Annotated in this window: 20 protein-coding genes; 8 read left to right on the top strand and 12 right to left on the bottom strand. The window is 71.4% G+C overall.

What is annotated here, in order from left to right:
* Nucleotides 1-26 precede the first annotated feature (26 nt).
* On the top strand, nucleotides 27-449 hold the full coding sequence (locus OG472_RS03680; RefSeq protein ID WP_401602634.1) for a CBS domain-containing protein: 423 nt from the start codon (nucleotides 27-29) through the stop codon (nucleotides 447-449).
* Nucleotides 450-476: 27 nt separating this feature from the next.
* Here OG472_RS03680 and OG472_RS03685 read toward each other — a convergent pair whose 3' ends face one another.
* The gene (locus OG472_RS03685) at nucleotides 477-833 is read right to left on the bottom strand and encodes a hypothetical protein (RefSeq protein WP_405827701.1); all 357 of its coding nucleotides are present in this window, start codon (nucleotides 831-833) and stop codon (nucleotides 477-479) included.
* A gap of 296 nt (nucleotides 834-1,129) precedes the next feature.
* Between OG472_RS03685 and OG472_RS03690 the strand changes: the two genes are divergently transcribed.
* The gene (locus OG472_RS03690; RefSeq protein ID WP_405827702.1) at nucleotides 1,130-1,711 is read left to right on the top strand and encodes a DUF2231 domain-containing protein; all 582 of its coding nucleotides are present in this window, start codon (nucleotides 1,130-1,132) and stop codon (nucleotides 1,709-1,711) included.
* Here OG472_RS03690 and OG472_RS03695 read toward each other — a convergent pair.
* From OG472_RS03695 to OG472_RS03720, 6 genes are all read right to left on the bottom strand, one after another.
* On the bottom strand, nucleotides 1,708-2,802 hold the full coding sequence (locus OG472_RS03695; protein WP_405827704.1) for a sensor histidine kinase: 1,095 nt from the start codon (nucleotides 2,800-2,802) through the stop codon (nucleotides 1,708-1,710). The genes OG472_RS03690 and OG472_RS03695 overlap by 4 nt on opposite strands.
* Nucleotides 2,795-3,469 carry a response regulator transcription factor gene (locus OG472_RS03700; RefSeq protein ID WP_405827706.1) on the bottom strand — a complete coding sequence of 225 codons (675 nt, stop codon included), beginning with the start codon at nucleotides 3,467-3,469 and terminating at the stop codon, nucleotides 2,795-2,797. The genes OG472_RS03695 and OG472_RS03700 overlap by 8 nt, the downstream gene beginning before the upstream one ends.
* A 77-nt stretch (nucleotides 3,470-3,546) precedes the next feature.
* Nucleotides 3,547-4,251, bottom strand: a complete 705-nt coding sequence (locus OG472_RS03705; protein ID WP_405940866.1) for a VanZ family protein — start codon at nucleotides 4,249-4,251, stop codon at nucleotides 3,547-3,549.
* Nucleotides 4,252-4,364: 113 nt separating this feature from the next.
* Nucleotides 4,365-4,733, bottom strand: a complete 369-nt coding sequence (locus OG472_RS03710) for a PRC-barrel domain-containing protein (RefSeq protein WP_405827709.1) — start codon at nucleotides 4,731-4,733, stop codon at nucleotides 4,365-4,367.
* A 187-nt stretch (nucleotides 4,734-4,920) separates the two neighbouring features.
* Entirely contained in the window at nucleotides 4,921-6,648 is a 1,728-nt protein-coding gene (locus OG472_RS03715; protein ID WP_405940867.1) for a thiamine pyrophosphate-dependent enzyme, read from the bottom strand.
* Between the two features lie 132 nt (nucleotides 6,649-6,780).
* Complete coding sequence (locus tag OG472_RS03720; RefSeq protein ID WP_405827710.1) at nucleotides 6,781-7,905, bottom strand: mechanosensitive ion channel family protein; 1,125 nt, start codon at nucleotides 7,903-7,905, stop codon at nucleotides 6,781-6,783.
* A gap of 511 nt (nucleotides 7,906-8,416) precedes the next feature.
* On the opposite strand from OG472_RS03720, the gene OG472_RS03725 reads away from it, so the two are divergent.
* Both OG472_RS03725 and OG472_RS03730 read left to right on the top strand, forming a co-directional pair.
* Complete coding sequence (locus tag OG472_RS03725; protein ID WP_401602649.1) at nucleotides 8,417-8,782, top strand: PRC-barrel domain containing protein; 366 nt, start codon at nucleotides 8,417-8,419, stop codon at nucleotides 8,780-8,782.
* A gap of 101 nt (nucleotides 8,783-8,883) precedes the next feature.
* On the top strand, nucleotides 8,884-9,057 hold the full coding sequence (locus tag OG472_RS03730; RefSeq protein WP_401602651.1) for a CsbD family protein: 174 nt from the start codon (nucleotides 8,884-8,886) through the stop codon (nucleotides 9,055-9,057).
* A gap of 165 nt (nucleotides 9,058-9,222) precedes the next feature.
* On the opposite strand, the gene OG472_RS03735 is transcribed toward OG472_RS03730, so the two are convergent.
* Nucleotides 9,223-9,540, bottom strand: coding sequence for an ArsR/SmtB family transcription factor (locus OG472_RS03735; protein ID WP_401602653.1), 318 nt, complete (start codon nucleotides 9,538-9,540; stop codon nucleotides 9,223-9,225).
* A 101-nt stretch (nucleotides 9,541-9,641) separates the two neighbouring features.
* Between OG472_RS03735 and OG472_RS03740 the strand changes: the two genes are divergently transcribed.
* The 3 genes from OG472_RS03740 (at nucleotide 9,642) to OG472_RS03750 (ending at nucleotide 12,607) form a co-directional block, all read left to right on the top strand.
* Nucleotides 9,642-9,986: a putative quinol monooxygenase gene (locus OG472_RS03740; protein WP_401602655.1), complete on the top strand. Its 345-nt coding sequence runs from the start codon at nucleotides 9,642-9,644 to the stop codon at nucleotides 9,984-9,986.
* Nucleotides 9,987-10,177: 191 nt separating this feature from the next.
* A complete protein-coding gene (locus OG472_RS03745; protein ID WP_401602657.1) occupies nucleotides 10,178-11,410 on the top strand; it encodes an FAD-dependent oxidoreductase in 1,233 nt (410 codons plus the stop codon).
* 129 nt (nucleotides 11,411-11,539) lie between these two features.
* On the top strand, nucleotides 11,540-12,607 hold the full coding sequence (locus OG472_RS03750) for an LLM class flavin-dependent oxidoreductase (RefSeq protein ID WP_405940868.1): 1,068 nt from the start codon (nucleotides 11,540-11,542) through the stop codon (nucleotides 12,605-12,607).
* 358 nt (nucleotides 12,608-12,965) lie between these two features.
* On the opposite strand, the gene OG472_RS03755 is transcribed toward OG472_RS03750, so the two are convergent.
* Nucleotides 12,966-15,245, bottom strand: coding sequence for a DUF6777 domain-containing protein (locus tag OG472_RS03755; RefSeq protein ID WP_405940869.1), 2,280 nt, complete (start codon nucleotides 15,243-15,245; stop codon nucleotides 12,966-12,968).
* Nucleotides 15,246-15,787: 542 nt separating this feature from the next.
* Between OG472_RS03755 and OG472_RS03760 the strand changes: the two genes are divergently transcribed.
* On the top strand, nucleotides 15,788-16,747 hold the full coding sequence (locus OG472_RS03760; RefSeq protein WP_401602663.1) for an SDR family oxidoreductase: 960 nt from the start codon (nucleotides 15,788-15,790) through the stop codon (nucleotides 16,745-16,747).
* A gap of 42 nt (nucleotides 16,748-16,789) precedes the next feature.
* On the opposite strand, the gene OG472_RS03765 is transcribed toward OG472_RS03760, so the two are convergent.
* From OG472_RS03765 to OG472_RS03775, 3 genes are all read right to left on the bottom strand, one after another.
* Nucleotides 16,790-17,368 carry a hypothetical protein gene (locus tag OG472_RS03765; RefSeq protein WP_401602664.1) on the bottom strand — a complete coding sequence of 193 codons (579 nt, stop codon included), beginning with the start codon at nucleotides 17,366-17,368 and terminating at the stop codon, nucleotides 16,790-16,792.
* Between the two features lie 86 nt (nucleotides 17,369-17,454).
* Nucleotides 17,455-17,994 carry a hypothetical protein gene (locus OG472_RS03770; RefSeq protein ID WP_405827720.1) on the bottom strand — a complete coding sequence of 180 codons (540 nt, stop codon included), beginning with the start codon at nucleotides 17,992-17,994 and terminating at the stop codon, nucleotides 17,455-17,457.
* Between the two features lie 227 nt (nucleotides 17,995-18,221).
* Nucleotides 18,222-18,980, bottom strand: a complete 759-nt coding sequence (locus OG472_RS03775; RefSeq protein ID WP_401602666.1) for a class E sortase — start codon at nucleotides 18,978-18,980, stop codon at nucleotides 18,222-18,224.
* Between the last annotated feature and the right edge of the window lie 116 nt (nucleotides 18,981-19,096).

Genomic DNA, 19,096 nt, shown 5'->3' on the forward strand with positions numbered 1-19,096 from the left:
AGCACCTTCCAGCAGTCGGAGGAGTCATGACGCGACGCGTCCACGAGGTGATGACCAAGAATCCGGTGACCGTCGACAAGCTGACGTCACTGGCGGAGGCGGCGCGGGTGATGCGGGACGCCGACATCGGAGACGTGCTCGTCGTCGACGGCGGCCGGCTGTGCGGCATCCTGACCGATCGGGACCTGGTCGTCCGTGCCATGGCCGAGAGCAGGGATCCCGCCGAGACGACCGTGCAGGCCGTCTGCAGCAGTGCGCCGGTCACCGTCCGGCCCGACGACAAGGTCGACCATGCCGTCGGCCTCATGCGCAGGAAGGCGCTGCGGCGCCTGCCCGTGCAAACCGAGGACGGTGACCTGGTCGGCGTCGTCACGCTGGGCGACCTCGCCGTCGAATCGGACCCGGGGTCGGCCCTCGCGGCGATCTCTGCCGCGGAGCCCGACAGCTGACCGGCTCGTCGGCGGCCCCGGACGCCTTCATCGGCGTCCGCGGCCGCGCCGCACCAGCACGAAGACGGCCAGGGCCGCGCCCGCGGCAAGCAGGGGCGTGCGATGGGCGCGTGCCGCCCTCGCGGTCCGGCCGGCCTTGTGGAGCACCGGGTCCGGGGTCTTCTCCGCCGTCAGCCGGCCCGCGCGGAGCACGGCCCGGGCGAGGAACCCCGATGCCTGAGCGGCGCGGTCCAGTACGCGATCGGGAGTCCTGTCCTTCACGAGATGCGCGGCCTGCCGGGCCTTGGCCTGGATCTGGCCGGTCACCAGGGCCGTCGTCTCAACTGCCTGTTCCCTGACGGCCGCTGTGGGCGTGCCGATACTGGTTCCGGGTTCGTTGGTCATCGGTGCGCTCTCTCCTTGATCTCGGCCAGAGCGGCCTCGCCGCCGGCGATGGTCTCTTCGGGTACGGGTACGGGTACGGGCGCGGGGGCGTCGACGGTCTGCTCCACGGTGCGTTTCAGGAGCCTCCCCCCTGCGGTGCGTACGCCCTCGTGGCTCGGTTACCCCGTAATCCACCGGGCACCGGGCCGACCGCCGGGATTCCGGGGCCGGGCGGGCTCCGCCGTTGGCAGGCCGTCCGTTCGGGTGCAGTCGAGGCCGTGGCGGGATGTCGGCGTGCCGCCGGGTAGGCGTCGGGTATGAACTCCTACACCCCCGGTACCTCGACGGCAGTCGGGCGGGCCTCCGCACTCGATGCGGCATCGGCAGGCTGGCTGAGGTCCCTCGGTCTGCTCGAACGGACGACGGTGGCCGATCCGGCGATCAGGCTGCTCCAGCGGGGAATCCGCTCGATCCCCCTGGGCGGGCTGCGGGATCTGTTGCGTGGCAGGCCACTGGGCCACCCGGTGCATCCCGTCCTGGTACAGGTGCCGATCGGCTGCTGGCTGTCGGCCGCCGTACTGGACGTGGTTCCGGGGACGCAGCGTGCGGCGACGACCCTCACGGGCGTCGGCCTGGCCGGGGTCGCGCCGGCCGCGCTGGCCGGCTGGGCGGACTGGGCTGACCTGCCGCCCGCACAGGCTCGGGTCGGACTGGCCCACGCGGTCACCAACGTGGCCGCGGTGGCCTGCTACGCCGCCTCCCTGACGGCGCGGCTCCGCGGGCACCCGGCGAAGGGCAGGCTGTGGTCGCTGGGCGGCCTGGCCGCCGTCGCCGTCACGGGTGCGCTGGGCGGGCACGTGGCCTACCGGCAGGCCGTCGGAGCTCAACCCGGAGCCTAGCGACCGTCCCGTGGGGGCGTGCCGGGAAACCGGACCGTGACGAGGAGACCGCCGGCGGGGCGGGGGACGAGGTCGAGGGTCCCGTCGTGGGCGCGGACGATGCTGTGCACGATGGCCAGGCCGAGGCCGACACCGGCGTGCTCGTCGGTGCGCACGCGTTCGGTTCCGCGCTGGAAGGGTTCGGTGAGGGTCGGTACCAGTTCCGGCGGGAGCCGACTGCCCGTGTTCTCGACCCGCAGCACGCTCGTGTCGCCGTGCGCCTCGGTGTGGACCGTCACGGTGCCGCCGGCGGGAAGGTTGTGGACGACGGCGTTCTGGACGAGGTTCGTCACCATCCGGAGCAGGAGCTCCGCGGAGCCGCTGGTCCGGGCCGCCCCGCCGGTGACTTCGAGCGTGATCCGCCGCTGTTCGGCGAGGGGCAGCAGCGTTTCGGCGGCTTCCTCGGCGATGAGGGAGAGGTCGACGCTCTCGGGGCGGAAGCTTCCACGATCGCCGCGGCTGAGCAGCAGGAGCGCCTCGGTGAGGTCGATCGCCCGCGTATTGACGGCGTGCAGGCGTTCGACGAGTTCGCCCCGGTCCCGCGTGGGGTCCTTGCGGGCGACGTCGAGGAGCGTCCGCGAGATCGCCAGCGGGGTGCGCAGTTCGTGGGAGGCGTTCGCGGCGAACCGCTGCTGCTCGGCGACGTGGGACTCGAGTTGTTCGAGCATCGAGTCGAACACGTCGGAGAGTTCACGGAACTCGTCCTGGCGGCCCGCCATGCGGATGCGGTGGGACAACGACCCCTTTCCGGCCCTGTGTGCGGCGTCCGTGATCCGGGTGAGGGGGGCGAGCATCCGGCCGGCGAGGAGCCATCCCCCGACGAGGCCGAACACGAGCAGGAAGGCCATCGCCACGGCCGCGGCGGGGGCGAAGGTGTGCACGAGGAGGTAGCGGTTGGGCGAGATCCCGAGCAGGCCCTGGGAGTTGTCGGGTACGTGGCGCAGCAGGAACACCCACACCACGGCCAGCAGGAGCGCGCCGGCGACGGCGAGGAATCCGGCGTAGCTGAGGGCGAGTTTGAGCCGCGCACTGAGCCCTGGGCGCCTAGGCATGCGGACTGCCGGTGTCGATGCGGTAGCCGACGCCGGGCACGGTGGCGATGGCCCATGGTTCGCCGAGTCGTTTGCGCAGGGCGGAGACGGTGATGCGCACGGCGTTGGTGAGGGGGTCCGCGTTCTCGTCCCAGCCCCGTTCCAGCAGCTCTTCGGCGCTGACGACCCCGCCCTCGGCGGCGACGAGGACCTCCAGCACGGCGAACTGCTTGCGCGTGAGCGCCACGTAGCGTCCGTCGCGGAAGACCTCCCGGCGGAAGGGGTCGACCCGCAGGCCCGCGATCTCGCGGACCGGGGGCCGGGCGTACGCGCGTCTGCGGTCGAGCGCCCGCAGCCGCAGGACGAGCTCCCGCAGATCGAACGGTTTGGTGAGGTAGTCGTCGGCGCCGAGCGCGAACCCGGAAGCCTTGTCGTCGATCCGGTCGGCGGCGGTGAGCATGAGGATCGGGATGCCGCTGCCGGAGGCGACGATGCGCCGGGCGACCTCGTCCCCGGAGGGGCCGGGGATGTCGCGGTCGAGGACCGCGAGGTCGTAGGAGTTGACGCCGAGCAGTTCCAGGGCGGAGTCGCCGTCGCCGGCGATGTCGGCGGCGATCGCCTCGAGCCGCAGCCCGTCACGGACGGCCTCGGCCAGGTAGGGCTCGTCCTCCACGATCAGTACGCGCATGTCCGAAGCCTAAACAGCGCGACATATCGCCGGCGTATCCGAAGACGTACCGGAGGACGTGTGCACACCGCCTCGAGTCAGCCTGCCGGTACCGGCGCGGGGCGGGGCCGGTCCGACGGCGCGTGCGCCGAAGTGCGCCACCAGCGGCGCGACGCCAGCGCGGCCAGCACGGCCCCGGCGGCGTTGACCAGTACGTCGTCCACGGAGGACACGCGGTCCAGCCGCAGGACGTACTGTGCGGTTTCGACCAGGACCGAGCAGCCCGCCCCGAGCGCCAGGATCCGCGGCACGGACGCCGGCGCCGCGAACCGCATCGGGGCGAAGAACCCCAGCGATGCGAAGACCAGCAGGTTGCCGACGATCCCGAGCGGCCCCATCGTGACCAGGTCCCGCAGCGGTACCAGGCTCACCCGGCCGGGGACGATGCCGGCCCCGGCGCCCGGCATCATGGTCAACCACACGAACGGCACCGTCCCGTGGACCATGCCCACCTCGGCCAACGACATCCGCCACGCCGATGTGACGCCGGCGGCACGCCGTCGGCGCGCCAGAGCCCACGCCACCAGCGCGGCCAACGGCAGCGCGACCAGCGTCATGAACACCACGCCGTTGAACGTGTCGAAGCAGCCGTGCCACCGCCCGGCCATGCACATCGGAGCGGACATCATGAGCGGCCGCCGCACGACGTACACGGCGCTCGCCACGGCGAGTCCGGCCAGGCCGAGGAGGACGATCCTGCGCGTGCGGCGGGTCGGTGCCGACGGGGATGCGTTGTGGTTCATGCCGCCATGGAAGACGGCGGGCCGTTGCGGTGGCGTATGCGGTTTTCGATACGCCCGCGATACACGGGGCCCGGACTCGGCGAATCGAGTCCGGGCCCCGTACGTGTCTCAGGTCAGACGAGCGGGCCACCGAAGGGGCCGCCGACGCCGTAGTACATGCCCAGCTGCTCACGGTAGTCCGCGTCACCGAGGTGCTTTTCCCGGTGGAACTCCGGGGAGTCCTTGATCTGCTCCTTGGTGCGGTCCACGTGGATCACCTGCCGGCCCGGGTCGACCATGATCACGGTGCTGGCCGGAAGGAGTACTTCCTTGCCGAAGATCCATATACCGGTGTCCACGACCAGGTAGGCGTCACCGACCTCGTCGGAGTGCTTGTCGACCTTGCCGATGCTCCCGTCGACCGCCTCGACCTTGTAGCCGGTGAGGTCGGTACCGGCCAGGTGGCCCGACGTCGACTTGTAACTCCACACATGCTCAGTCACGCGAAACAACTCCTCCGGTGAACGAAAGGGCGGCGGGGGAATATCCCCGGCCCCTTCTCTTTCCGTCCGTCGTGCGCGGCGGACTTCGCGTTTCCGCTCGAAGTCCGCCTCCGAAACCGCGTATGCCCCGGCTTTCCCGTTCTGCACGTCCGGCGCGAGAGCCTGACGGCGGGACGTGCGGTGGCCGTCAGCCCTCACGGCCCGGCAGCAGCTCCTTGGCCTTGGCCACGGCGAAGCCCCAGCCCTGGGCCACGGTCGGCTTGCCGGGCACGGCGACTTCGTCCGGATTGGTGAGCACGTCGAGGAGGACCGGTCCCGGCGTCTCGAAGGCCCGGCGTACGCCCTCGTGGAGATCGGCCGGGTCGGTGACCCGGATCCCCGTCAGGCCGAGGGCCGTTGCGACCGCGGCGAAGTCGGGGTTGTCGAGTTCCGTACCGAACTCGGGCAGACCCGCCTGCTCCTGCTCCAGCTTGACCATGCCCAGGCGGCGGTTGTCGAAGACGACGAGCTTCACCGGCAGCCGGTACGTCCTGATGGTCATGAGGTCGCCGAGCAGCATGCTCAGCCCGCCGTCCCCGCACAGCGCGACGATCTGCCTTTCGGGTGCCCACAGTTGGGCGCCGAGGGCCTGGGGCATGGCGTTGGCCATCGAGCCGAGGTTGTACGAGCCGATCAGGCGGCGGTCGCCGCGCATGGTGACGAAGCGGGAGAGCCAAACGGTGGCCATACCCGTGTCGGAGGTGAACACGGCGTCCTCGGCGGCGTGCTCGTCCACCGCCGCGGCCAGCGCCTCGGGGCGGATGGCGTGCTCGCGGTTGTCCAGGGCGGCCCGCAGCTTCCCGGTCCAGCGGTGCTCGTGGGCGGGGTCGGCCAGCCGCTGCTGCCCCTCCTGCCAGTCGGCGAAGCGTTTCCGGGCGTCGTCGAGGTGGGCACGGTCCGGGGCCGTGTTCAGCAGGGGCAGCAGGGCCCGCAGTGTGGCGCCGACGTCGCCGGCCAGACCCACGTCCACGGGGGTGCGGCGTCCCAGGTGCTCCTCGCGGGCGTCGACCTGGACCACCTTGGCGTCCTTCGGGTACCACTCCCTGTAGGGGAAGTCGGTCCCCAGCATGAGGAGCACGTCACCGCGGTCGAGGGCGTGGGCCGCGGCGGGGTTGCCGATCAGGCCGGTCTGGCCCACCTGGAAGGCGTTGCCGTCCTCGAAGCCCTCCTTCGCCTTCAGCGTGAGCACCATGGGCGCCGCCAGCAGCTCGGCGGTCCGCAGGACCTCGGTACGGGACTCGCGGGCACCCTGGCCGACGAGCAGGGTCACGCGGGAGGCGGCGTTCAGCAGCTCGGCTGCCCGGGCGAGGGCCGGGTCGTCGGGCCGGGTGACGGCGCGGTCGAGGGCGAACCGCGGGGGCCGGTCGTCGCCCACTTCCTGATCGCCCAGGTCAGCGGGGACGGTGAGGACGGCCACGCCGCCCCGGGTCACGGCGGCGCGCACGGCGGATTCCAGCAGGCGCGGCATCTGGTCCGGGGAGGTGACGGTGGCCCGGTGGACGGCAACGTCGCGGAAGAGCAGGTCGTTGTCGACCTCCTGGAAGTAGTCGCTGCCGATCTCGGCGAGGGGGACCTGGCCGCAGATCGCGAGGACGGGCGTACGGCTCTTGGCGGCGTCGTAGAGGCCGTTGAGCAGGTGCACGGAGCCGGGCCCCACCGTGCCCATGCACACCCCGAGGGTCCCGGAGAGCTGGGACTGCGCCGAGGCGGCGAAGGCCGCGGCCTCCTCGTGGCGGCAGCCGACCCAGTTCAGGCCGACGGAGGTGCGGATGGCGTCGGTCAGCGGGTTCAAGGCGTCGCCGACGACGCCGAAGACGTGCTGGACGCCCAGTTCCTCGAGTGCGTCGACGATGACGTGGGCGACGGTGCGTGCCACAGGAGTGCCCTTCGTTTGCCGGTTCAGGGGGTGAAGCGCGGTCGGGGTCGGCCGCGTACCCGTCGGCTGCCCGGCTTTCGGGCGGCGATGCGAGCAGTCGTCCGGGAACGGGCCCGGCCGTCGGGTCGCCGTTCACCGGGGCTTCCGCAAGGTGGCGGCCGCCTCCGGCCGAGCCGTGCGGCGACCCTCGGTTCCGGCGGGGGCGTCCGCTCCCCGGGCCGGTCCGGGTGCCGGGTCCAGCAGGACGCGGGGCAGGGCGTCCGGGTGCTTCTCCGCGAGCCAGGCCACCAGTTGCTCCCGTACGGCGCAGCGCACCGTCCACAGGTCGTCGGGGTCCTTGGCGGTGACGATGACCCGTAGCACGACGGTGGAGGGCGTCGCCTCGGTGACGGCGAGGTCCCAGCCACGGCCGTCCCACTCCTTGCAGCCCTGCAGGATCTCCTCGGCCTTGTCGCGCATGAGGTCCACGGGCACGCGGTGGTCGCAGTGGAGGAAGACGGTGCCGGTCATCTGGATGCCGCCGCGTGACCAGTTCTCGAAGGGGCGGGTGGTGAAGTACGAGACGGGCATGGTGATGCGGCGTTCGTCCCAGGTGCGTACGGCGAGGAAGGTGAGGGTGATGTCCTCGACCACCCCCCACTCGCCCGCGACCACGACGGTGTCGCCGATGCGCACCATGTCGCCGAAGGCGATCTGGAAGCCGGCGAAGAGGTTTCCGAGGGTGGACTGGGCGGCGACGCCGGCCACGATTCCGATGATCCCTGCGGAAGCGAGCACGGACGTGCCGAGCGCGCGGAAGCTCGGGAAGGTGACGAGCATGGCGGCGACCGCGACGATCGCGACCACGACCGTGACCACCCGCGTGATCAGGGTCACCTGGGTGCGGACCCGGCGCAGCCGGGCCGGGTCGCGGGTGGCGGTGGCGTAGCGGGCGTACCCCGACTCGACGACGGCGGAGGCCACGGCCACCATCAGCCACGCCCCCGCGCCGATCAGGGTCAGCGAGAGGACCCTGCCGACGGCGGCCGCGTGGTCCTGCAGCGGTGGCCACGCGATCTGCCGGTAGGCGCCCTTGAGCAGCGCGGCGAGCAGCACGATCTGCAGGGCGCGACGGCACCGGCGCAGCAGGTTCCACAGGGGGGTTTCGGGGTGGCGCGCGTCAACTCGGCGCAGCAGCAGGTCGAAGGCCCATCCGGCCGCGAAGGTGAGCAGGATCGAGCCGCCCAGGACGGACAGCACACGAAGAGCGCTGTTCATATCTCCTCAACGGATGTAGGTGACATGGACGTTCACGCCCCTGCCCCGTGGGAGGGAGCTGACACAGGAGGACGAAGACCGGCGTGCGCCGCGCGGGGACCCTCGGGGGGGGGACGGGACCACCTGCCGACATCCTGACTGACGGCCCTCACTGTGGACGGGTGCGCAGGGGCTGACCTCGTGGCATCCGGGGAGAGCGAGTCCGGCAGCATGTCCTGCACTGGCTGCGGACGAGCCCCGGCCGCGTGATGGCGGGGGGATGCCACCACGCGGCTCGGGTCCGCTCGGAAGTCCGCGCCGCTCACCGTCACGGACTCCGTGACCACGCTTATGGCCGGTCCCCGTCGGCTCAAACGGCCGGAGCGCACTTTTTCCCGCTGCGATCCGGAGGCCTCGCACGCACGGGAGTGGAACCTCGGGTGACCGGGCAGGCGCGCCGTCGACGGAGGTTCCTGCGTCCCCGGGGTCACGGGGTGGAGGGACCACGCTTGCGACGAAGGAGCTGTTTCGCATGACGGAGAACGTGTGGGCCTACCGCGTCGGCGTCGACTACCTGGCGGCCGACCTCACCGGCTACGGGGTCGAGGCGGTCGACGGCGGCATCGGCAAGGTCGACAAGCACTCCGACGAGGTCACCGACGCCTATCTGGTCGTCGACACCGGCGTGTGGATCCTCGGCAAGGAGGTCCTGCTGCCGGCCGGGCTGGTGACCGGCATCGACCACGCGGCGGAGAAGGTCTACGTGGACCGTACGAAGGCGCAGATCAAGGCCGCTCCGGAATTCCATCGGGACGAGCACCTCGGCAACGCGGACCATCGTGAGGCCCTGGGCGCGCACTACCTCTCCGGCATGCCGTTCGGCGTCCCGCCCGCCTGACCGGATGCCCCGCTCGGTCCAGCCGCCCACGTTTGCGGGGCGCGATCGGGGTCAGACGCTGGGGGCAAGGCATTTCCCGCATCCCCAGGGAGTGATCAGCTGTGTCGAGGGACGAGAAGGGCCGGGCCAAGGTCGAGCAGGCCAAGGGCAAGCTCAAGGAAACGGCCGGCCGCCTGGTGGGCAATGAGCGACTGACCGCCGAAGGCCGCACCGAGCGGGCGAAGGGCGATGCCCGCCAGGCCAAGGAGAAGATCAAGGACATCTTCAAGCGGTGACCTGGCCGCACCGCGGATGTGCCTCGGTCCCGAACCCGTCTGGGGTTCGGGACCGAGGCACATCCGTACGCCGACCTCGCCGCCGGGACGGGGCGGGGCCGGGGGGCGGACGGACTGCGGCAGACGGCAGACCGTGCGTGATCGCGCGTGATCGCGCGCCTGGGCTCACTCCCCCGGCTCGGCCGCCACGATGCCCAGCAGTCCGGGAAACCGCTGCTCGATGTCGGCCCGGCGCAGGCTGGCCATCCGGCTGTTGCCCCGGTCGACCTGCCGGATGAGCCCGGCCTCGCGGAGCGCGCGGAAGTGGTGCGTGACGGTCGCCTTGGACACCGGCAGCCCGAAGGAGCTGCAGGTCCGTGCCACGCCGTCGGGTTCGGCCGCCAGCTCACGCACCACTCGGCGGCGCAGTGGATCCGCCAGTGCGGAGAGTACGGCGCCGAGCTCCATCTCCTCGACGTTCGGGTGGCCTTCGCCGTCGGGCATGCGGGACACTTCCCTTCAGGTATGGATTGCATCGTACCTGCGAGTTCGATAACGTCCGCCAGGTACGAGATTCATAGTACCTATCGGGGGGAGAACCCTGCATGCCCCAGCCATTCGCACTCGTCGGCACCGCACGCCCCAAGCCCGAACGCGCCGAGGAGCTGAAGCAGCTCCTGCTCTCGTTCGTCGAGCCGACCCGGCAGGAGTCCGGCTGCCTGCAGTACCACTTCCACGAAGATCGGGGCGACCCCGGCGTCTTCGTCTTCTACGAAGCCTGGCGCTCCCAGGCCGATCTCGACGCCCACCTCGCCCTCCCCCACATGCAGGCCTTCTGGGAGCAGCGCATGGACTACCTGGAGTCCGACCTCGACATACGCTTTCTCGCGATGCACAGCCCCTACCCGTGGGACGACCGGTCAGGAGCGCGGACCCCGGCGCCCCGGTGACGCCGCGCCGGTCCAAAAATCCCCACCCGCCGGCGATCTCGCCGGCTCCGACGTCGGCGGCGCGCAAGTAGCGCGGGTCGAGGGCCTCCTGAAGGCAGGTCAGGTCGGCGTCGCCGCTACCGGCCCCGCCGTCCCCCGTGCGGTATACCTCCCCTGGGGCTCACCCGATCCCCGCGAAGGGAGTGGTTGCCGTGGAGCGCACGACGTGCTGCGTGGTGGGAGGCGGGCCGGCCGGAATGGTGCTGGCGCTGCTGCTGGCCCGGGCCGGTGTGGAGGTGACGGTACTGGAGAAACACGGCGACTTCCTGCGCGACTTCCGCGGTGACACCGTGCACCCCTCCACCCTTGCACTGCTCGACGACATCGGCCTCGCCGAACGGTTCGCCCTGCTGCCGCAGCGCCGCGTAACCACGGTGCAGCTGCCCCTGGGGCCGGACCGGGCCCTGGTCACCATCGGGAACATCGGGGCGCTGCACGGAAAGTACAACTACATCGCGATGGTGCCCCAGTGGGACCTGCTCGACCTCCTCGCCGACGAAGCGGCCCGGGAACCCTCCTTCCGCCTGCGCATGAACACCGAGGCGACGTCGTTCCTCATCGAGCGCGGACGCATCACGGGCGTGCGCTACCGCACCGCGGACGGCAGCACCGGCGAACTCCGGGCCACCCTGACCGTGGCCTGCGACGGCCGTGGCTCACTGGCCAGGGACCTGCGCGAACTCGGCCTGGAGGACTTCCCGTGCCCCATGGACGCCTGGTGGTTCCGCCTGCCGCGCCACGAGGACGACCCCAGCGGGCTCGTGGGCGGCCTGGGCGACCGGTTCTTCACCGCACTCATCGACCGCGGCGACTACTGGCAGTGCGCCGCGCTCATCCCCAAGGGAACCGACGCCGAGCGCCGCGCCGAGGGCTTGGAGCGCTTCATGGACCGCTTCACGTCCGCCGTCCCGTGGCTGGCCGACCGGAGCCACGCCGTCACTTCCTGGGACGAGGTGAAACTGCTCGACGTACGGCTCGACCGCCTGCGCCGCTGGCACCGCCCCGGGCTGCTGTGCATCGGCGACGCCGCCCACGCGATGTCGCCCGTCGGCGGCATCGGCATCAACCTCGCCGTGCAGGACGCGGTGGCCGCGGCCCGCTACCTCGTACGGCCACTGCGCGAGGGCACCGTGGGGCTGCGCGACGTGCGCCGCGTCCAACGCCGCCGCTGGCCCACCACCGTGGCGACCCAAGGCCTCCAGAGCCTGGCCCACACCCAGGTCATCGGTCCGCTGCTGGCCGGCCGCACCGCGTTCGGCGACCCCCGACGGGCCAAGCGGCTGGCGGAGCTCGTCACCGACTCCCGGTGGCTGAACCGGGTCCCGGCCTACTTCATCGCGTACGGAGCCATGCGCGAGCGCCCCCCGAAGGAATCGCTGCGCTGATCGACCCGTGCCTTCCCCCGGGGAAGGTCATCTGCATCAAAGGGGTTTCGTTGCGTCAGGCACGGCCACCCGCCCCGCGCCGGGACCTGCCATGCTGAGCAGGTTCGATCTCGCACCTTGGAGGCTTTGATGCGTGCAGGCGTCGTTGTCGCCGCGCAGCCCGGTGTGGAGGACCTCGCCGTGCGGGCCGAGGAGTTGGGCTTGCACAGCTTCTGGGTCAACGACACCCCCATGGTCCACGGCGACCCCTTCGTCGCCTTGAGCCTGTGTGCGAAGGCCACCAGCCGCATCAGGCTCGGCATCGGCGTGACCTCACCGGCGCTGCGCTCGGCCCCGGCCACCGCGAGCGGGCTCGCCAGCCTCAACGCCCTGGCACCGGGCCGGATCACCTGCGGAGTCGGCACCGGAAACACCGCCCGGCGCACCTTGGGCATGCGGCCGACCACGGCGTCCAGGCTGGAGAACTTCACCGTCGCGCTGCAGGACCTTTGCGCCGGACGTTCGACCGAGTACCGCGAAGGTGACCGGGTCCGCGACATCCGGTTCCTGCACGCCGGGGCGCACGTGAACACCGCCGACCCGATCGAGTTCGTCGTGGCCGCGCTGCTCGGACCGAAGGCAGCCGCCGTCGCCGGCCGCCGCGGCACGGGCCTGATCTCCTTCGGCCTGCTGGACCCCACCGCCTGGCACGCGCTGCACGACACCCGCCGCCACGCCGCCCAGGACGCATCCCGCGACCACGGCTCCCGGGCGGACTCCTACGTGGTCACCTCGCTCCACCTGCTCGACGAGAACGAGGACCCCCACGGCGTCGCGGCCCGTGACGCGACAGGCCACCTCGTCCTGTCGCTGCTGGCCTTCGCCGCCGACACGGCCGCCGACACACCCGCCTTCGCCGAGCAACTCGGCCCCGAGGAAAGCGAGGCGGTGCGGCGGCTCCTCGACCGGCGTGGCACCACCGCCACCGCGCCGGACCGGCACACCAAGCTCTACCCCAACTACCTCGGACGCATCGCACCGCAGGACCGGGACCTGGTCCTGCCCTCGCTGATGAACACCCTGGCCCTGGTCGGCACCCGCGACGACATCCTCGCCCGCATCACCACCCTGGAACAGGCCGGCGTCGACGAACTCCTCATCCAGCCGGTGATCGACCCGTCCACCGAGATGGCCCTGCTCGCGAAACTCCTCACCTGAGCTGAACCGCCTGCCGCACGTCCTTGCCCTGCACACCTACAAGATCGCGAAGACGTGGCGTCCTCTGAGCCCTGCCCCTTGTACGGACGCGACGCGCTCCAACCCTCACGGCGATCGGCCCTACGCCACCGCATAGCGCCGTACGGATCACGGGGGGGCCGGTGCGAGGACGAACGTCCGCGGAGTCCTCGCCTGGCCCGTGCCGTCGCCGGCCGCCGGCGGGGGTTGAACCTCACGAGGGCTGAGCCGACGACGATGCGACAGCGCGACCCCCACGTACGCAGCCACCGCAGGCATCGCCCGCGGTGGCTCAACCGGAGCAGCATCGCCCGGGCCCTGGACCACCAGATCACCCGGACTACTCCCCCGCCCCCTGCCCACTACCAGAATCCCCGCCCTGCTGGCTCCCCTGATCGCTCCCGGGATCCTGACCGGGCGGCTGCCCCGTGCCCGGGCCCGACTCCTGCCCCTGACCCGTTTCCGGGCCCGGCCCCTTCCCCGGGCCGTTGCCCGTGCCGGTACCGGATTCCTGGCCCGACGCCTTCCCGGGTTCCTGACCAGAGTGCTTGCCCGGGTCGTTGCCACCGCCGTTGTCCGGGGCCTTACCCGGATCCTGACCCGGCACCTTTCCAGGGACCTTGTCCGCGTCCTGGCCCGGCACACCCCCGGACTCCTGGGCGGGGGGCTTGCCCGACTCCTGGCCCGGCGCCTTCCCCGGACCGTTGCCGGACTCCTGACCCGGCTCCTTCCCGGAATCCTGATCCGAGTGCTTGCCCGACTCCTTCCCAGGCGTGTTTCCGGGGGCACTGCCGGCATCTTTCTCCGGGGCCTTGCCCGGACCCTGGCCGGACTCCTTGCCCGGCACCTTCCCGGGGGCCTTGTCCGGGTCGCGTCCCGGCACCTTCCCCGAGTCCTGGCCCTTCTCCTTGCCTGAGTCCTGACCGGGCTGCTGCTTGCCGGACTCGTCACCCGGGTTCTGGCCCGGCTCCTTCCCCGCGTCCTGGCTCGGGCTCTTGTCCGGCTCCTTACCCGGCGCCTTGTCCGGCGCCTTGTCCTTGTCCTTGTCCGTGCCGGGGTCCTGACCCCGCTCCTTCTCCGGTTCCTGCCCGGACTCGTCACCCGGCTGTTCGTCCGTGCCCTTGCCTGGCTCCTTTCCCGAGCCCTTGTCCGGCTCCTTTCCCGGATCCTTGTCCGGGTCCTGAGCCGGCTCCTTTCCCGGCGCCTTCCCTGATTCCTTGCCCGGGCCCTTGACCGACTCCTGACCCGGCGCCTTCCCCGGATCCTGGCTGGATTCCTCTACCGGAGCCTGGCCCGGCTCCTTCTCCGGGGCCTCGCCAGGCTCCTCGCCGGAGACCTGACCTGGCGCGTTCCCGGAGTCCTTGCCGGTCACCTTCCCGGGGGCCTTGTCCGGGTCCTGGTCTCGCTCCTTGACGACACCCTGGCCGGGGGCCTTGCCGGGCTCTGGGGCCGGGACTTTCCCCGTGTCCTTACCCGGGGCCTGGCCTGGTTCCTTCCCCGGGACCTGTCCGGACTCCTGAGCCGGCACCTGGCCCGGCTCTTGGCCCGCATCCTTACCCGAGTGCGCGCCCGGGGCCAGGCCCGGCTCCCTCCCCGGGTTCTGGCCCGGGTTCCGGCCCGGGTCCTGGAGCGGTGCCTTGCCCGGGGCCTGGCCCGGGACGTTGCCCGGTGCCTGGCCCGGGACGTTGCCCGGGGCGGTTCCCGGGTTCTGGCCCGGCACGTTGCCGGGGGCGTTCCCGGGGATGTTGCCCGTGCCGGTGTCCGTGCCCTTGTCCGGGGGTGTCTGGACTGATCCCGGGTGGGCCGCCGGCAGGACCGGGTAGGTCGAGCCGGGTGTCTGGCCCTGCGGGGGCGGGACCTCACGGTCGTGCTCGCCCTGCGCTGCTCCGCTCGGGCGCTCGTACCATCCCTTGCGGCCCGGGTCGAAGACCGTGACGGTCTTCACCGGCTTCGCAGCGGGCCTGACCGCAACGAGGCCGGAAGACCGGAACGCGGACCACTTCTCGCCGCTGTACGTCTGCCTGCCCCTGACCGCGACCGGCGGTCCCAAGGGGTTGCCGCAGGCACAGCGCACCTTGGGCACGCCGCGGCCGTCGACCAGAACCGGCGTGCCGGCCTGCAGGACCGCCTGATAGCTGGTGGGCGCGTTGTTCCGGTACCCGTGGTTCGTGACCCGGGTGTCCCAGCCCAGCCGGACGGGCGTCAGCGACCTCAGGTACGAGGGGATCTCGGGCTGTCGGATACCCGACAAATCAGCGAACGCCCTGCCCTTGTCCGGGTGTTGCGTGAGGAACCGGATCTGCTTCTCCACGTCACAGCTCACGACGTTCCGCGTGCCTCCGTACAGCCCCGGATACCCGCCATCGACCTCCAGCGTGCGCGCAGCGCTCGTGGCGTTCGTGGCGTTCGTACCGTCCTTCGCCTTCCCGGCGGCGGTCATGGGCGTGACCTGGGCGACGCTCTCGGCCTGTGTGGCCGTCGAGGGAGTGAACGGATCGGGGCCGGCCTCCGGAGCGGCCTGGAGGAAGACCTCACCGCCCACCGCGGTGTTCCCTCCCAGCACGGAGAAGCTGATGACCACCGCCGACACCACGGCCACCGCCGTACCGGCACTCAGCACGGCCCTGCGCGATCGCCACCTGCGAGCCCGCCCACCGCCGCCCGCCGGCGAAAGCGAGGATCCGGCGGAAGACGTGGGCAGAGGGCCCGACGGCGGCCCCGACGGCGAATCCCCCGCCGGAGGCGGAGGCCCTGATGGCGGCGGAGGTGGCGGCGGAGGCGCCTGCTCGCCCCGGCCCGACAAAGGGCCGGGCGGAGGGCCGGTGGGACGTTCGGAGGAAGGAGGCAGGGAACTCACGAGACTCGCCCCCCGACACAGGGCAGCGGGTGAACAATGGTGACTCGCATGCGCTCACTCCTTCCGAGCCGTCAACGCCTCCATATCCCGGAGGTGAAACCTGGACTGTCGCTGTCGTAGGCAAAGGGGCGACGACACCGACAAGGACCACGCACGACGCGTACGTCCGTCTCCTGAGTAAGCCCCCTCGCCCCGGCCACGTCATGACGCGACCTTTCGGGGCTTGACAAAGCGCATGAAGCACACAAATCCGGTCGGCGGTGCGCCGTCGGAGGCCAGAGGTCGCCCCCTGGAAAGGACTTGTTGTGGAAGGCATCGAGCGGAACGAGGCGACTCCGCCGGCCGAAGGCGTCTACCTGCTGACCGTCGTCAGGCCCCGCAAGGGCGAGGGCAACAGTCCGACCGGGATCGTCGGCCGGCGCCTGGCGCGGCAGCTGCTCGCCCTGGGCAGGCGTGTGCGGGTGATGGCCGAGCCGGGCCAGTGCGGCGGCTGGCCCGACGCGGTCGAAGTCGTCGAAGGCTCCATCGCCCGGCCGCTGGATTGCAGCCGGGCCTTCGACGGTGTCGAAGCCCTCTTCCTCGCCGGCGCCGATCCCTCCACGGTCCACGACGTCCTGGTCCTGGCGCGGGAAGCCGCCGCCAGGAGGATCGTCCTGCTGTCGTCCCACGGGCCGGAGTACGAGGAGGCTAATCCGCCCGAGACCTGGTTCTGGCTGGCCATCGAGAAGGCGGTCGAGCACTCGGGCATCGCCTGGACGCACATCCGGCCGTCGGCTGTGATGGGTGCCGCCATCGAGGGGACCTACCCGGCGACGGGGTCGGACTGGCCTGACACCGTACGCGCCGAAGGGGTGGTCAGGGAGGCCTTCCTCGACCGGGGCCACTACCCCTTCATCCATGAGGAGGACCTCGCCGCCGTGGCGGCCGCCGCCCTGATCGGCGACGACTACACCGGGACGGTCATCGAGGCGGTGGGCCCGCCGCTGAGCACCCGTTCACGGATACGCGGCATCGCCGCCGCTCTCGGTCGCGACATCGATACGGTCGATCTGACGCCGGACGAGAGCCGGGCGATCTGGCAGCGCCTCGGCTGGCCCGGAGGTGCGATCGACGTGACGCTGTACGCCCTCGAAGAGTACGGCGCCCGATTCGCCGAGCTCCTGCAGTGGACACTCGACCAGCAGCCTTCCGTGCAGGACATCACCGGCCGTCCACCGCGCACCTACGACGACTGGGTGCGCGAGAACATCGACGTGTTCCGCTGACGCGTCGAGTCGCGGGCACCTGGTGGCACTTGAAGGCGGCGCTTACCCGGCGAAGCCCTCGGGGACCTTCCCGCACGGCGCGAAAACGCTGACGGCGAGCGTCCCCGTGGGCTCGTACCAGTCGACGTCGACCATGTCGCCGGTGTCCGGGTTCTCGAAACGGAACCCCATGTCTGAGATGTTCTCGCTGATGAGCTTCCAGCCCTGCTGTGACAGTCGGCTGCGGACGCGTTCCTCACCGGTGCGGGCGACGGCCCGCGGAACGCCGGTGGTGCGGGTGTCGAGACCGAAGCTGTGCACGTCCCGGCGCGACTCGTCGATGTGGGCGAAGGACCGCAGCCCGCGGTAGTAGCAGGCACCCGTTTCCGCTCGGTCCGGCCTCTCGGCGGCCGGCCAGCTCAGAGCCAGGTCGTCGTGTACGCGCTCGACCTCCTCACTGAGTCGGGTGACGACCACGTTCGGGTCGATCTCCGGGTACGGTGCGCCGTTCCACAAGCGGTACCCCGCCCAGGACACGGCCGTGAGGAGTCCGGCGCCGCCGAGCACGAGCGCCGTCCGGAGGAGGCGGCGCGCACTCGAGCGGGGCGGGACCGTGCTGGTTACGGGCTGACCGAAGCTCATGGCCCGACCGTAGCCGCGGGGCATCTGCCGGACATCGGGGCGGCTACTCAGATCCTCGTGAGTAGCCGCCCTGACCATCGGCCGGCTCAGCGGAAGAGCATGGACGCGTCCCCGACCGGGGTGGTGACCGATCCCGGACACAGGAAGCTGCCCGAGGTCTTGGCGGCGGTGAAGGCCCGGTTGACGTACTTCCGGCTCGCCCCGTCGCGGTCCCACACGATGTTCGTCGCCTTGTAGCGGCAGGAGATGAAGCTCTGCCTGCCGGTGATGTCGATCAGATCGGTCCGCGCCGTCCCGGCGGCGTCGTCGAAGGTGAAGGCGGGGTTGTTGTTGAGGGTGGCGGCGATGCCGCCGCCGCAGGCAAGATTGCCTCCCGGCGTGTTGATCGTGGTGCGGTCGACGGTGAGAGCGGCCGGGGCAGCGGCGCTCGTGCTCGCGTTGGTCCAGCTGCAGCTGTTGCCGGCGACCACGATCACGCCGTCGACCTTCTGGTCGGCGGCCGCGGCCCCGGTGCCGTGCGCGAGGGCGGTTCCGGTACCGGTGAAGGCTGCCGCGACGACCAGCGTCGCGATCCCGGCGATGCGTGCGATGCAGGTGCTGTGCCTGATGGGCGTGATGTGCCTCATGATTCGCTCCTCCATGCCACGTACTGGTGGGGGTGGGCGAGGCGCTGGGCCTCTCAGAGGGTGCGGAGTGCGTGCCCGGAGAGTCCCACAGCCACCTTGAACTGTCAGGAGCATGCCATCGCGATACCAAGATTTGGCTGGAATTACCCGTCGGTACGAGATCTTGCACCCGCTCCGGCATGGCTCGGTCCCGCCTCCGGGCCGGGTGCGTCAGCGGCCCGGGGGCGTCAGCGCGCCGCGGAGGTCTTGCGCAGCACGCCTATCTTGTCGATGCGGTGCTCGGGGTTGCCCTGGGCGTCGCTCCAGAAGTTGCCCTCGGCGTGGTCCTCCGGCGTGGCACAGGTCGAGATCGTGATCATGGCCTGGGTGGGGGCCGTCCCGGGCGCCCCGGGGACGGCCGCGCGCTGTTCGCCGAGCGAGCGCTCCGACCGGAAGGACGTCTTGCGGGTCGCGACGATCTCGTAGGTGTACTCCACCTCGCCGACGGTCACGAGGACCGTGTCGCCCTTGTCCACGGAGGGCAGGTCGTGCAGCGGGCCGCCTGCCGAAAGGCGGTGAGCGGTGATCAGGAAATTGCCCACCTGGCCGGGCCCGACCCCGCCCAGCTTCCCGTACGGGCTGGCGGCGTGGCCGAGGTCCTGGATGCGGGTGCCCGGTACGTCGTCGGTGGTGCCTTCGTACGGCATCACGCGCAGTCCGGAGATGCCCACAGAAGGTATGGACAGGACCGAGGCCTGGGTACGGACGCCGGCGTACGAGGCGGCCGCGGACCCCGGCGTGGAAGCGGCAGAGGCAGCGGGGGACGGTGCAGCGGCGGGCGTGTACGTCGCGGATGCGGCGGCCGGGGCCGAGGCGGATCCCGAGGAGGTGGTCTGCGGCCGGGCCGCGGCACCGGCGGCAGCCGAGGGGGCGCACGCCGCCAGCAGGGCGGCCACGGCTCCGGCGAGTACGGCGGGCACGGCACGGGACGGGAACGGCAAGGACATGGGCGTTTTCCGTGTCGGTCGGTCGACCGGGCCGTGCGGCAGGTGGGACCCGATTCAGCGGCCAGAGTGACATACGGAGCAAGAGGTCCATAAGGGTCCAAGCCTGTGACCTCCCT

The sequence above is a fragment of the Streptomyces sp. NBC_00207 genome, from assembly GCF_045160965.1.
Taxonomy (GTDB): Bacteria; Actinomycetota; Actinomycetes; order Streptomycetales; family Streptomycetaceae; genus Streptomyces.

Bases quoted from the DNA above. Each gene is read 5' to 3' on its own strand.
- OG472_RS03765 (WP_401602664.1), bottom strand. From the start codon at position 17,368: ATGAGCTTCGGTCAGCCCGTAACCAGCACGGTCCCGCCCCGCTCGAGT.
- OG472_RS03700 (WP_405827706.1), bottom strand. From the start codon at position 3,469: ATGCGCGTACTGATCGTGGAGGACGAGCCCTACCTGGCCGAGGCCGTC.
- OG472_RS03680 (WP_401602634.1), top strand. From the start codon at position 27: ATGACGCGACGCGTCCACGAGGTGATGACCAAGAATCCGGTGACCGTC.
- OG472_RS03750 (WP_405940868.1), top strand. From the start codon at position 11,540: ATGCGTGCAGGCGTCGTTGTCGCCGCGCAGCCCGGTGTGGAGGACCTC.
- OG472_RS03725 (WP_401602649.1), top strand. From the start codon at position 8,417: ATGACGGAGAACGTGTGGGCCTACCGCGTCGGCGTCGACTACCTGGCG.
- OG472_RS03740 (WP_401602655.1), top strand. From the start codon at position 9,642: ATGCCCCAGCCATTCGCACTCGTCGGCACCGCACGCCCCAAGCCCGAA.
- OG472_RS03720 (WP_405827710.1), bottom strand. From the start codon at position 7,905: ATGAACAGCGCTCTTCGTGTGCTGTCCGTCCTGGGCGGCTCGATCCTG.
- OG472_RS03685 (WP_405827701.1), bottom strand. From the start codon at position 833: ATGACCAACGAACCCGGAACCAGTATCGGCACGCCCACAGCGGCCGTC.
- OG472_RS03705 (WP_405940866.1), bottom strand. From the start codon at position 4,251: ATGAACCACAACGCATCCCCGTCGGCACCGACCCGCCGCACGCGCAGG.
- OG472_RS03690 (WP_405827702.1), top strand. From the start codon at position 1,130: ATGAACTCCTACACCCCCGGTACCTCGACGGCAGTCGGGCGGGCCTCC.
- OG472_RS03735 (WP_401602653.1), bottom strand. From the start codon at position 9,540: ATGCCCGACGGCGAAGGCCACCCGAACGTCGAGGAGATGGAGCTCGGC.
- OG472_RS03695 (WP_405827704.1), bottom strand. From the start codon at position 2,802: ATGCCTAGGCGCCCAGGGCTCAGTGCGCGGCTCAAACTCGCCCTCAGC.
- OG472_RS03770 (WP_405827720.1), bottom strand. From the start codon at position 17,994: ATGAGGCACATCACGCCCATCAGGCACAGCACCTGCATCGCACGCATC.
- OG472_RS03775 (WP_401602666.1), bottom strand. From the start codon at position 18,980: ATGTCCTTGCCGTTCCCGTCCCGTGCCGTGCCCGCCGTACTCGCCGGA.